Genomic DNA, 13198 nt, shown 5'->3' with positions numbered 1-13198 from the left:
GTGCCCCTACTTCCATCCATGGAAATAACAAAAATAACAAATGAAGGAAATAAATCTTTGGAATTGAATATATACACATATAAAGAAAAATAATTGAAAGGAACACACTATGAAAATCAAAACATCTTTCCTTTATGCAGGAATGGCAATTGTATTATTAAGTTTAATTGGAAATTACATCGTATATAAATCTAGCCAGCTAAAAGAGCCAATCATGCTGAAGCATTATTATCATATTACTGCTGATCGTGGTACTATTTTGGAGCTTTATTATATCGCTAACCGCAATAATGATGTTGACATTCAATCGATATCGATTCCAGGAATTGATTATTCGTTTTTTTCATCTTTATACGGAATGCCAGCAAACGGTCAATCCAATAATCATTACCAAATAAAAACATTACATATTGAGATTGATGATCGAATAATGGATGTTTTGAATGGAAAACCATATAAATTTGATCAAGTTACTGCCCATCTCTCTAATGGAAAGAACCTTACCCTGCCAGTTGGTGAAATTATTTTATTTAAACGAGAAGCCTCTACATTGAAAACTTCAAGTTCAGGCAGTTCAAATGACAACAGTGGTTTCGAGATATTAAAAGCAGATCATGATATTGAAATAACCGGTTTGGATCTTCCCTTTGCAGATGCATTAAAGTCCGCACTTTCATTAAAGTTAAATGGTACTCAAATGCAGCTCCATGAGTTCAACAAGGTGAAGACACACAAGGATTCATACCCGATTAAGTCCGAACTATTTCCTTTAAACGTGAAAAAAGAAGAACTTTTCCCTATCATTTATAAATTTTCTTTTGCGGAAAATGACCCGCTCAGATTTAACTTCTATCTGATCGACGCAAAATTACATGGTAAAGATCAAAACGGACCAGAATTTACCAATATTTCCCACCTCTCTTATCGACCATATTTCGAAAAAAAAGATTTGAAGGAAATCGTTAAGGAGGCAATAAAATGACAAAAACCCCTTCTTCCTTCAACAAAATATTTTGGGGTTTACTACTAGTCCTTATAGACTTCAATATTATTATTGATATATTGCCAGATATCATCGGTTATATCGTCATTACATCCGGACTAGGACAATTACAGCCCCACTCTCAATATTTTTCGAAGGCGAAAATATTTTCAATCCTATTAGCCATTTTTTCTTTAACTGCCATAATACAAGGACCTGGTATCCCATTAAATGAATTCCAGCCATCCAATTTTTCGCTATTCTTCATGCTTGTTACAACAATCCTAGGTCTTCTGCACATCGTTCTCATTTTTTATACTTTCAAAGGATTCATTGACATGGCAGTGAAAGATGGTCTTGTGCAGCTTTCCGAAATAGCACAAAAAAGATTGTTCATCTATATTATCGGAGCCTTCCTACCAAAGGCAGCTATACCATTTGTTTGGAATGTCGGGGAATACGGAGTTTTTTACATTCTGAGCTTCAGTATAATCATTACAGTGATTTTGGAGATTATAATCCTTATTTCGGTTAGAGATCTTCGAAAGCGATATATGTGGATTGATCAATAATGATTTAGAATCATAGTAAGATCGTTCGAAAAAACAAGTAACTAATGGGTGGTTTCAATATGGGAGAAATTCAACTAAAGCATTTTCTTACTAAAAACGGGAATAAATTCGTCATTCGAACTGCTTTACCAGAAGATGCAGATAAAGTATTGGCATTCATTAGAGAGATTATCATCGAAGCACCGTATTTGCTCACTACAACAGCAGAATTTAAAGTAACGATTGATCAGCAGAAACGATTTTTGCAGCAAGTCGTTAAAGACAATGGAAAACTAGCTATTTTAGCAGAATATGAAGGAGAAATTATTGGGTTTTTAGATTTTCATAATGGTGGAAAGCAGCGGATCGAACATCAGGGATCTTTCGGGATGAGTGTGAGAAAAGACTTCAGAAATCACGGTGTAGGAAAAGCATTAGTCTCAGTTTTACTAGCTTGGGCAAAGGAAAACCCATTAATAGAAAGGGTTTGTCTTGAGGTATTCTCTGAAAATATACAGGCCATTAGCTTATACAAGAATATTGGATTTTTAGAGGAAGGTTTGAAAAGAAGAGCGATAAAATTAAGTGATCAAACATATCATGACTTAATCTTAATGGCTTATTTTGTGGAATAGGTTTGAGTTGTTTTGCTGTTTTGTTCAATGAGTGAAATATCAGTGAGGGAATTAATCCCCCACTGATTATCCTTGACTCAGTGGGGGTCTTACTTCCCGTTTAGATTATTGACCTAACGAATAGTATTCATTATTGCTTGATTGATAAGGTTTGTTAAAGTATTAATCCCTTTTGGTTGTAAATGCACACCGTCTGCGGCAAAATATTCCGGATGGCCAATCGCTGCAGAATACCAATCAACCAATGTAATATTGTCATTTTCTTGAGCTTTTTTATAGAACTCAGTATTCACTTTACTTTCCCATGAGCGTGGAACACGAGTATTTACTAAATAAATATGAGCATTCGAAAAAGCGCCAAGTAGTGAGTCAATTTGAGTATTGGTAAAGTAACCATTTGTTCCTAGCATAATTATGACTGCTTTATCTGGATGATTGAAATCTATGTAACTAGGTACCAAATCAACTGCTTGTGACACTTGTCTTCCGACTTTAGCATCAATCGTAATGTTTGGAAATATTTTTTGCAAGCTTGAAGCAATATCTATCAGGATAGAGTCTCCAAGAGCAAGTATACCTGTATAAGATTGATGATCAGGTTGAACACTTGTATCATTTTTCTCTTGTTCGGATGTTTCATTGTTCTTCTCATTTTTTGGAGGTACACCCTTTTCTTCCTCTTGAACAGGAGGAATTTCCTCTGCAATGCTTTCCTCTTGAGCAGAAGAATTTTTCTCTGCAATGCTCTCCTCTTGAGTAGAAGAATTTTTCTCTGCAATACTTTCCTTCTTTTCAGAAGAATCTTTCTCTGTAATGCTTTCCTTCTTTTCAGAAGAATTCTTATTAGAACTTTTACTGCTAGAAGACTGCTCTTCATGATTTATTTTTACTTGAGTTGGATATGATTTCATTGAATCTAATTTTTCTTCACCTTTTACCACACCCGTGATACCAGCAGTAAATACAAAAAGGATTAGAGTTATGAGTAAAGTTGATATCCCTCTAACAAAAGTATTTTTTTTCCAATTGATAAAATTGATTGTAAAATGCTGACTAAAGAAAGTTCGGAATCCATGCTTTCGAATAGGCATTTCAATATAACGATAGGAAAGTTCCGCAATGATCAGTGTGATGACTAGCTGCAAAATAACACGCCATAATACTGGATTTCCTATATCTTGAACAGGGGTTCCAAGCACAATAATAGGATAATGCCAAAGGTAGATCCCGTAAGATCTTGAACCAATCCAACGAAGTGGCTTCCAAGAGAGCATTTTCCCTAAAAAGCTAGCAGGATGACAAACACAAGCTAGCAAGATGGCTGTATTTATACAAATGAGCAGCATCCCGCCTCTGTACAAAAACACTTGATATTCATCTACAAAAAAGATGCAAAGAATTAAGATGCTAAAAGCAATCATACTTGTAATATTTAGTGTAAGACTATGATTAGTTGTAAGCTTTTTGGAAGTGAGTCTTTTCATTGGCCAAACAAGAGCTAGGCAACAGCCAATAAGCAGTTCAAAAGAACGAGTATCTGTTCCATAATAGACGCGACTAGGATCCGTTCCTGGTTGATAGAGCATGCCCATTAACAAAGCCGAACACAATGCACAAATTAAGACGAAAATGGAAACCCTGCTTCTCTTTTTAAATACAAATAGTCCAGCTGCCAGCACAATAGGCCAAATTAAATAAAATTGTTCTTCAATCGATAACGACCATAGATTTTTCAAAGGTGAAGGTGAACCAAAACTATCAAAATAGGAGAGTTTATGAAAAATGAACCACCAATTGCTTGCATAAAAAATAGAAGATATCGCATCTCCACGCACAGTGTCTAAAAGCTCTCTGTGAAATAATGTTACCCAAACAAAAGTAGCGATAATCATTACTAACGAAGCAGGTAGTAATCGTCGAATTCGTCCAACCCAAAATTTACGTAAATTTAATGTTAGTTGATTACCTTGCGTGGGTAATAAGATTGAGGTTATTAGATAACCAGATAAGACAAAAAAGATGTCAACGCCAAGGAATCCTCCTTTAGCCCAACTAAAGTTAAAGTGGTAAGCAATTACAGCCAGGACAGCAAAAGCTCGTAGTCCATCCAAGCCAGGAATAAAACGGTTCTGAGTTGTACTTTGCATAAAAAATTCCTCATTCATCTGTGCAATTTCTTCATGATGTGTATTACTTTTTAAAACATTGTCAGTTTTCTTGGAGAAAACTAAATGATGTATGTATAAAAAAATGAATAACCGTACTTCTAATAGACGTTCCACTTATTCATTTAGTTTTTAATTAATTAATAAAAATGAAAGGTGCATATTATTATAGACAACTAACCTATTATAATCCTTGAACGTCTATCGTTAAAAGATATTTAGGTACATTTCACCAATTATATTTTATGGATTAATATCCATGTTTTGTAAATTGTATTTTAAAAATAGCTAGGTTATACCTAAGGACTTTAATTAAGTCCATCACTACTTTGAAAGAAGCTCCTACCTATATTCGTCCATATTGAAGGATATTTCTCCCATTGAAAATAATCTTGTTCATTTCCGGTGATACTGATAGAGAGATTTTTTTGGGGGGAGTTTCCTATTGGAGCTATCTTGGATGATGTTTATCATGGTTATTTTAGCAAGTTACCGTTTAACACATTTAATTGTATTTGATAAAATAACTGAGCCATTAAGGGATCTTTTTTTAAAGAATAAAGAGAATGAAAAGCATGAAATCAAAAAAGTGCCAAAGTCCAAGCTCGGTTATCTTCTAACATGTTATTGGTGTACAGGGGTTTGGTCTGCGATCGTTCTAGGGACATTATTCATTTTACTACCCACTTTTTCAAAATATGTTATTTTTATTCTTTCGATTGCAGGTGGACAAGCTATTTTAGAAACATTTGTTGGCGTAAATATTAAAAAAACTGAGTATTATAATGAGCAGATACAGCAAAACAAAGAAAACAATTCCTAAGTATGATTAGTTAAGGGGGATGAATTCTTTTTCTCGAGATTTATTCCCCTTTGACGAATCTTTTGTATAGGCTTATTACAATAAGATTGTTGCTTTTATTAATTGGCTGACAAACACCTAATTTGGCTGATAAATTAATCAAACTCGCTGCCAAAGTGTAATTTATATCAGTGTATGAAGCTTAAAGAAGTTTAAACATAGGAAAAAGCAATATTTTTTACGAAAACAGCTTAAATATACCCTCATTTTTCGCCTCCCCTGTTTTTCTATATACAAAATTCGGAATCTTCATTATAATAATTCGAATACCGAAAAATTTATAAATGAGGGATTTTTGAATGAACAGCAATCCATTAATGGAGCCTAGGGGAAAACACTCGAAAAGTGCACTCTTAATGCTCGGAATTATATTTGTTGCCTTCACCTTAAGACCCGCCATTACATCCGTCGGCCCATTAATAAGTGAGATTCGAGCTGATACAGGTATATCGAACGGGGTGGCAGGATTGCTTACTACACTCCCGCTCATTGCTTTTGGCCTCCTTTCTCCTTTTGTCCCGAAAATTGCCCGAAAATTCGGGATTGAATTTAGCGTCTTCATTGGGTTATGTATTCTTGGAGCGGGAATCATTATTCGTTCTACAGATATGATTCCACTGCTTTTTTCCGGCACTATTTTTATTGGATTTGGAATAGCCATTTGCAATGTCTTACTCCCAGGGATTGTTAAACAATCTTATCCAAATAAAGTTGGGCTTCTTACGGGAATTTATACTTTATCAATGGGGATTTGTGCAGGTTTAGCACCTGGACTTAGCATACCGCTATCAGAATCATTAGGATTTGGCTGGCGTATGTCACTTGGCATATGGATTCTTATTATCATTATCGCCATTTGTTTTTGGATACCGCAAATCAAAGGACATAGTTCTTCCCCTGTTCAGTCAAAGATGAAGCAAGCTGGAGCTTCTATTTGGGGATCAAGCATTGCGTGGCAAGTTACATTGTTTATGGGTTTGCAATCACTGGTCTATTTCAGCGTAACCTCTTGGCTTCCTGAAATTCTCCAAAACCAAGGCTTTGACATTGCAATTGCAGGATGGATGGTAACCATACTTCAGTTTTCTGGTCTTCCTGCAAATTTATTCATTCCCGTTCTTGCAGATCGCCTTCCTAATCAAAAAGGAATTGCCCTTGGAATTGGGCTCGTAAATTTTATAGGATTATTGGGCTTGCTGATTAGTCAAAATAAAATGTTGACTATGATTTGCATTATTTTAATTGGCATGGCACTTGGAGCTGCAATCAGTCATGGATTAACGCTCATTGGTCTGCGTGCTGCAAATGCGGAGCAAGTTGCAAATCTATCCGGGATGGCACAATCGGTTGGCTACATATTGGCAGCAGTTGGTCCTTTCATAATGGGATATTTATTTGATCTTTTTCACACATGGACACTTCCTTTAATGATGCTTTTGGTCGTAACATTTTTATACACGATAACTGGAATTTTAGCAGGAAGAGATCAATATGTTTTACAGGAAAAAAATAACAATAAAAAAGAAGTATCTTCGAATATTGTGTAATTTGGCTAGCTATTCAAAAACATTTAGAAAAGAGGAAACTATTTGAAAAGAATACTAGTATTGGGCGGCACTCAATTTTTCGGTAAGAAATTAGTTTCTACGCTTTTAAGAAACGGAAATGAGGTAACAATTGCGACAAGAGGAAAAACACCTGATCCATTTGGGTCAGCGGTAAAACGCTTATTCATTGAAAGGCAAGATAAGGAATCCATTGAAAAGGCTTTTGCTGAAGGAGAATGGGATATTGTCTATGACCAAACTTGTCAATCCCCATTAGAAGCCAAATATGTCTTAGATGCATTGAAAGGAAAGGTTAAGCGCTACATATTTACTTCAACACAGGCTGTATATGATTTTGGTGTGAACCATACGGAGGAAGAGTTTAATCCTTTACAATTTTTATTTGAATATAAACCTAGAGAGAAATATGTTGGATATAAAGGGTATCAGGAAGCGAAACGTGCCGCAGAGGCCGTCCTATTTAACCAGAATGATATAGAAGTAGCTGCTATACGTTTTCCAATCGTTATCGGTGAAGATGACTTTACGAATAGACTAAGATTTCATATTGATAAAATCATCAATCATGAGGTGATTGGTATTTCAAATCCTGAAGCCAGATACAGCTTTATCCTTTCAGACGAAGCTGCTAGCTTTTTAAACGAAATAGGCTTCTCCACCTTCACCGGTCCGATTAATCCAGGCTGTCAAATGGATATTTCGTTGCAAGAGCTCGTCGAAAAAATTGAAGCACTTACAGGTAAAAAGGCAAATATTACAGACATTTTAACAAAAGAGAATGCCTCTCCTTATTCATTGGATGGCTCATGGGCAATAAACACGAACAAAGCTGAGAGACTAGGTTTTTCTTTTTCAAATTTAGATGAAGTATTAGATAGTTTAATTGATCATTATGCTGTGCGATTAACTGAACGCTAAAAATAGGATGGGTGTAGTTTTATAAAGTGAAACTTCAATCAGTGGGGGTTTTCCTTCATCCCCCACTGATTGTTAGTCACGCTGAGCCTGATTGAATTTTCTAAGGGCTGAAGCCCAAAGAAAATTCTTATTTCACCAATCACGCTCAAAACGCCACGTCCTGTGGCTTTCGCCTGACTAGGACATCCTGTCCGTCGTCGGGCTTTTACGGGCTGTTGATCCCCTACTTAGAAATTTATTATTAACTCAACTTCTTGAAGTGGGGGTCTTACAGCCCGTTAATCTGCGATAAAAAAGGTTGATCATTTAAAAGATAGTTTAGAGTTTTTCCATCCTTCCTAAATGAAAAAACCACCAATTATTAAAGAAAACTCTTTAATAATTGGTGGCTAATTTTAATCGATATTAAATAAATTGTTCTTCCTCTTTTTCCTTACTTCTTAGTTTAAACCTGCCAATAATTATACCCAGAACTCCACCTATAAATGCAGGTAATAGCCAGCCTAGTCCAACTTCATATAACGGTAGGATAGACGTAAATAATTGATCAACTGGTTTTACACTAAGCCCAGCTGCCTTTAATCCGTCAAATACACTTACGATAAATGTGAATAACATACTTAATTGATAAACTTCCTTCTTACCATTAAATGCATTATGGAATAAAGTTAATATCAATAATACAATTGCTAATGGGTAAATGGCTGTTAAAACTGGTTCTGAAATAGTAATCAAATGACTTAATCCGAAGTTTGCAACCGCAGTACTAAATACTGCAAAAATGATGACATAACTAGTATAAGAAATTTTAGGAAAAATTTTATTAAAATAGGTAGCACAAGCGCTGATCAGACCGACACTTGTAGTCATACAAGCTACAGTCATGACACCGCTAAGTATGACACCGCCAAACGAACCAAAGTAGACATTTGCTACTCCAGCTAATACTGCACCGCCGTTATTTAAAATACCTAATTCCGAAACACTACTTGCCCCGATAAATGCCAAAGATCCATAAAAGAAAGTTAAAAGAACCGCAGCAATTGAAGCCGCCTTCATTGTTGATACCATAATCACTTTACCTGATTCCACACCTTTAGAGCGAAGGGAATTTATGATAATGATTCCAAACACGAAAGCGGATAAAACATCCATTGTTAAATATCCTTCTGAAAAACCGCCGAAAAATGAATTTTCTGTATATTTTTCGCTAGGTTCTTGGAAAGCGCCGAGTGGGTTAAAAATAGCCACAAGAACTAAAAGAGACAAAAAGCTTATTTTAATAGGTGTTAAATATTTACCTACGATATCAACAACTTTTGAAGAATTAAGTGAAAGGAACGCTGCAACTCCGAAGAAAAAGATAGAGAAAACCAATAGCCCAATCGTACTCCAAGATTCTGGTAATAATGGACGAATACCAATTTCAAAGGCTACCGTTCCTGCTCTTGGTATTGCAAATAATGGACCAATTGCTAAGTATAAAATAATCGAGAATACTAATCCGAACATTGGATGAACTCTACTTGCTAACGATTGAAGGTCACTTTTCCCAGAGTAACCTAAAGCAATAACGGTTAATAGTGGTAATCCTACACCAGTAATGATAAATCCAGCTGTAGCTTCCCATACATTTATGCCAGCTTCCTGCCCCATCATAATTGGGAATATTAAATTACCTGCACCAAAAAATAATGAAAATAACATTAACCCTAAAACAATAATATAAGACGTTGAAATCTTTTGATTCAAATCTACTACCCCTTTCTACTACATCCCCCTGATATAATCAATTATTCTGAAAATTATTATTTGGATATATTTTTATAAAGTTCTGCACCTTCTCGAACCTTATTGATATATTGCTTTAATAAAATAACATATCCGGATAATGAACACAACACATTATACTTATAAAATATTATAATCACCTTCTATATGATGTTTATTTCCAAATCCTACTATTTACCTACTCAAAAACACTTATATTTATCAAAAGTTAGTATCAATATTCTAACTATGATTTTGCAAGATAAAATTGGTTCATACGCAATTTAGGTGATTATAGTTAGGGTGGATTTCACAAGGGAGTTTTACCAAAAAAATTAAGTATTTCCAGTGTGTTTTTTGCAATATTTCTTCTAATTGGCTATTTCTTTTTAAAACATTCAAAAAATATTTCAATAGGATTTAGCTTTATTCCATAATTTTATGGGTATTTACGGTATTTTTGAGATTAAATACAATAGGGAATGTAAGGGGAAGGTTTGCTGAAAAAGGAAATAAAGAGCGGAAAAGAGAATAATTAAAATGTAATCTTTAAGGAAAAAAAGGATTAAGGATAATGAGGGTGGAAAATGGTAGAGTTATTTGGATTGATTCTTTTATGGGGAATCCCAGCACTATTATTATGGAGCGTTGTTTTAAGTATCATACATATAGCAAAAGAGCCTAGATCAGGACAATTCTTAGGGCGGACACTGACGTTTATTGGCGCCGTATATTCCTATACTGTCAGTTCGCTGGCATCCTGGTTTGGTCTTATTTGTATTAGTTTTGGAATCGCCGGTTTTACAGAAGATGCGATTTTTGGCCCGATCATGTTCATATTATTCGGCGCATTCATGGTGTATCACTTTTTCCCGCGTTATAATATGCCAGAATAAATAGAAAAACAATCATTTTTCATTTTCAGCCAATAATAGCAAGGCATACAAGCTAAAGGCAGCAATCATAATAGTTATCTTGATCTTCAACAAAAGGGGCTGTTTCATGGTTGATATTTCAACGATGAAACAGCCCCACATCATATTTTACCATTTGAGTATTATTTTACTGGAATCCAAATCTCAGAATAGTAATCATCCTTATTCACGTCATCATCTGAATACACTTCAAGCTCTGGTATTCCTGCATGCTTATAGCCGCTCGTCGGAAACCATTCGGAGAAAATTTGCTTCCACTTATTCTGCATAGCATCTGGCATTGGTCCATTCACTTCAAACACAACCCATTTGGCTGCTGGAATTTCCAATGTTGAGAATCCTTCAGGTACTTCCCCATTATATTCTGCAGCAACCCAATAATCGATTGCTTTTCCTGGATTCGTTCCAACTGCACAAACACCAAGAACACCTTTAATTTGACCATTGGTTATGCGTGCTAGCTTATCACATGTTCCGTCTGAATTGACCTGATCCCACATCTTAGGAATACCTATAAAATTCTCATTATTCACTAGCGAAAATTCTTTTTTAATCCCTACTACTTGAAAGCTTTCTCTTTCTAACACATTGTATTTCATTGGTTCTGCTCCTTTCAGAATTACCTGTATGATTAGGCGTTCATAAAATTTCAGCTTTCCCATGTACTTCCTTGCATCACTTGGTGTAACCCCATGCTGCCTGCGAAAAGCTTTTGTGAAAGCCTCGGGAGTGTCATAGCCATACTTATAGGCTAAATCAATGATTTTACAGTTTGTTCTTGATAATTCTTGTGCAGCTAAGGTCAGGCGGCGCCTGCGCATATACTCACCAATCGACATATCGGTTAAAATTGTAAAGGTACGCTGAAAGTGAAACGCCGACGCATTCGCTTCGCTTGCAATACTTTCAATTGAAATTTCTTCAAGCAAATGATCTTCCATATAATCTATTGCCCTTTGAATCGATTCCACCCAAGCCATATTGCTCACTCCTTGATTTAATCCTACCAGGGGGCTGAAATATTATCCTGTCAATTTATGCTTTGTTTGGACAGTATTCTCAAAAGTCTCAATTTCCTCTATATTAATTCTTTTCAAGTCAATAAATATCCTTTTTGATCTGAACTATTACTTATTTTTGCTGATGATAAAATCCCGATCATTACCGTGTATTTGGAAAAAGAACGATATCGGGCACGATTATTACTTTTTCGTTACCGCTAATTGGTTAAATGAACATCTTTGGGCACGATAATCACCTGTTCTTCTATCTCTTAGACACTAGTTAGAGGGAATCTTTCAGAAACGAAGGGAAAAATCAAAGCCCTAGCTAAAAACAGGACAGCTACAATATCAGCTGTCCTGTTTTCTAAAGGTATTTAATGATTTTTTCTGCAACTGCTGCTCCATTTTCGATACAATCCGGGATGCCTACTCCATAATACGAGCACCCAGCAAGCAAGATCCCTGGAAAGGAGACTGCTAGTTTGCTCTCGAGCTCGGTCACCGTTTGTGGATGGGAGATTAAATAATTTGGCATACTCTCAGACCATTTTGTTATTTCCATTGCAATAGGATCAGCGGCAATACCCAGACTTTTCTTTATATCACCGAGTGCTACCTGAAGGATTTCTTCTTCGTTCATATCTTTTAAAGCCGCATATGCCGGATGACTGCTTTTATAAAACAGCCTTACGAGCAAGTTTCTCGTTTCAGATGTATGCTCCCATTTTCTGCTTGTCCAAGTGCATGCATTACAAGATAATTCACTCGTGCCAGCTGTGATAAAACCTGTTCCATCAGTAGGAAGAATGCTGTCAGGCACATCAAAGCCTACATACACACTAATAAGAGAACTCGTTTTTAATTGGGAAAATTCTTTTATAACCTCGTGGTTTGTAAAAAGCTTTTTCGCCTCTGAATGAGGAATACTCAGCACCACATAATCCGCCTCAATAGTTTCCATATTGCTAAAAGTAAATTGATAACATTTGTCGCTTCTTTCAATTTTACTTACTTTCGTATTTTTTAATATTTCAACATCCTCAAGCTTTTCTTCGTAAGCATCAATGAGCTTTCCTAATCCATTTTTAAATGAGAGGAACTTCTTTTCGCCTCCGCCTTGGAATTTTTCCTTATTAGCTTCAAACCCTCTAATAATGCTGCCATATTCTTCTTTATAATCAAGCACATACGGGAGTGTAGAAGCAACGGTTAGATCACTTAACTTTCCTGAATACACACCTGAGAGTACAGGGGCAATTTGTTTTTCAACCAATTCTTTTCCGAGAAAATGCTCTAGAAATTCACCAATTGAATCGTTTTTTGTGAATGATTCATTTTTTGTATAAAAGTCCTTTAATGCCTCTACCTTACCTTCTGCAGAAACAAGTGTGCTTTTTGCCAAAGACTCTACACTTGTAGGAATTCCGAATACGGCATCGGCAGGAATCGGCTTTAATTCGCCATCCGTATAGATAAAGGATCGGCCTGATGCATTATAAACAACGTCACTTTCCAGATTGAGATCCTCGATAAATGACATTGTATTTGCTTTCCGAGCGACAATGGAATCTGCTCCCGCTTCCATGACAAAAACGCTATCCTTCACAGTACGAATCTTCCCGCCAAGCTCGGAGGAGGCTTCTGCAAGAACAAGTCTTACATCTGAATGATTCGCTTTTTTCCATTTATGTAATTCGAACATGGCGGATAATCCAGTAATCCCTCCGCCAATGACTAGGACTGTTTTCATGATGTACACCTCTGTTTATATACCATTTTCAATTATTAAAAGTGTACCATAATTCCTT

Annotated in this window: 11 protein-coding genes; 7 read left to right on the top strand and 4 right to left on the bottom strand. The window is 35.8% G+C overall.

All coding sequences use genetic code 11. From position 1 onward, the window contains the following. Window positions 1-109: 109 nt before the first annotated feature. The 3 genes from FSZ17_RS06455 to FSZ17_RS06445 are packed head-to-tail and all read left to right on the top strand — an operon-like array spanning window position 110 to window position 2168. Window positions 110-982 carry a hypothetical protein gene (locus tag FSZ17_RS06455; RefSeq protein WP_057774954.1) on the top strand — a complete coding sequence of 291 codons (873 nt, stop codon included), beginning with the start codon at window positions 110-112 and terminating at the stop codon, window positions 980-982. Then, window positions 979-1554 carry a hypothetical protein gene (locus tag FSZ17_RS06450; RefSeq protein WP_057774957.1) on the top strand — a complete coding sequence of 192 codons (576 nt, stop codon included), beginning with the start codon at window positions 979-981 and terminating at the stop codon, window positions 1552-1554. Before FSZ17_RS06455 ends, FSZ17_RS06450 begins: the two co-directional genes overlap by 4 nt. A gap of 59 nt (window positions 1555-1613) precedes the next feature. Next, a complete protein-coding gene (locus tag FSZ17_RS06445) occupies window positions 1614-2168 on the top strand; it encodes a GNAT family N-acetyltransferase (RefSeq protein WP_057774961.1) in 555 nt (184 codons plus the stop codon). A 113-nt stretch (window positions 2169-2281) separates the two neighbouring features. On the opposite strand, the gene FSZ17_RS06440 is transcribed toward FSZ17_RS06445, so the two are convergent. After that, window positions 2282-4315, bottom strand: a complete 2034-nt coding sequence (locus FSZ17_RS06440) for an acyltransferase family protein (protein ID WP_057774964.1) — start codon at window positions 4313-4315, stop codon at window positions 2282-2284. A 478-nt stretch (window positions 4316-4793) separates the two neighbouring features. On the opposite strand from FSZ17_RS06440, the gene FSZ17_RS06435 reads away from it, so the two are divergent. From FSZ17_RS06435 to FSZ17_RS06425, 3 genes are all read left to right on the top strand, one after another. Further along, window positions 4794-5156 (top strand): DUF1360 domain-containing protein, encoded by a 363-nt coding sequence (locus tag FSZ17_RS06435; protein ID WP_057775411.1) that lies wholly within the window; start codon window positions 4794-4796, stop codon window positions 5154-5156. Window positions 5157-5494: 338 nt separating this feature from the next. Beyond that, window positions 5495-6742, top strand: coding sequence for a CynX/NimT family MFS transporter (locus tag FSZ17_RS06430; protein WP_228460294.1), 1248 nt, complete (start codon window positions 5495-5497; stop codon window positions 6740-6742). A gap of 42 nt (window positions 6743-6784) precedes the next feature. Continuing rightward, on the top strand, window positions 6785-7681 hold the full coding sequence (locus FSZ17_RS06425; protein WP_057774968.1) for an NAD-dependent epimerase/dehydratase family protein: 897 nt from the start codon (window positions 6785-6787) through the stop codon (window positions 7679-7681). 405 nt (window positions 7682-8086) lie between these two features. On the opposite strand, the gene brnQ is transcribed toward FSZ17_RS06425, so the two are convergent. Beyond that, window positions 8087-9433, bottom strand: coding sequence for a branched-chain amino acid transport system II carrier protein (gene brnQ / locus FSZ17_RS06420; protein WP_082625341.1), 1347 nt, complete (start codon window positions 9431-9433; stop codon window positions 8087-8089). Between the two features lie 605 nt (window positions 9434-10038). Here brnQ and FSZ17_RS06415 point away from each other — a divergent pair. Beyond that, window positions 10039-10347, top strand: coding sequence for a hypothetical protein (locus FSZ17_RS06415; protein WP_057774972.1), 309 nt, complete (start codon window positions 10039-10041; stop codon window positions 10345-10347). 161 nt (window positions 10348-10508) lie between these two features. Here FSZ17_RS06415 and FSZ17_RS06410 read toward each other — a convergent pair whose 3' ends face one another. Both FSZ17_RS06410 and hemG read right to left on the bottom strand, forming a co-directional pair. After that, window positions 10509-11366 carry an AraC family transcriptional regulator gene (locus FSZ17_RS06410; RefSeq protein WP_057774975.1) on the bottom strand — a complete coding sequence of 286 codons (858 nt, stop codon included), beginning with the start codon at window positions 11364-11366 and terminating at the stop codon, window positions 10509-10511. Window positions 11367-11754: 388 nt separating this feature from the next. After that, a complete protein-coding gene (hemG, locus tag FSZ17_RS06405; protein WP_057774978.1) occupies window positions 11755-13140 on the bottom strand; it encodes a protoporphyrinogen oxidase in 1386 nt (461 codons plus the stop codon). Window positions 13141-13198: the final 58 nt, after the last annotated feature.

The sequence above is a fragment of the Cytobacillus dafuensis genome, from assembly GCF_007995155.1.
Lineage (GTDB): Bacteria > Bacillota > Bacilli > Bacillales > Cytobacillaceae > Cytobacillus > Cytobacillus dafuensis.
Note: the sequence above shows the minus strand (reverse complement) of the source record. Positions and strands in the feature narration are given on the sequence as shown.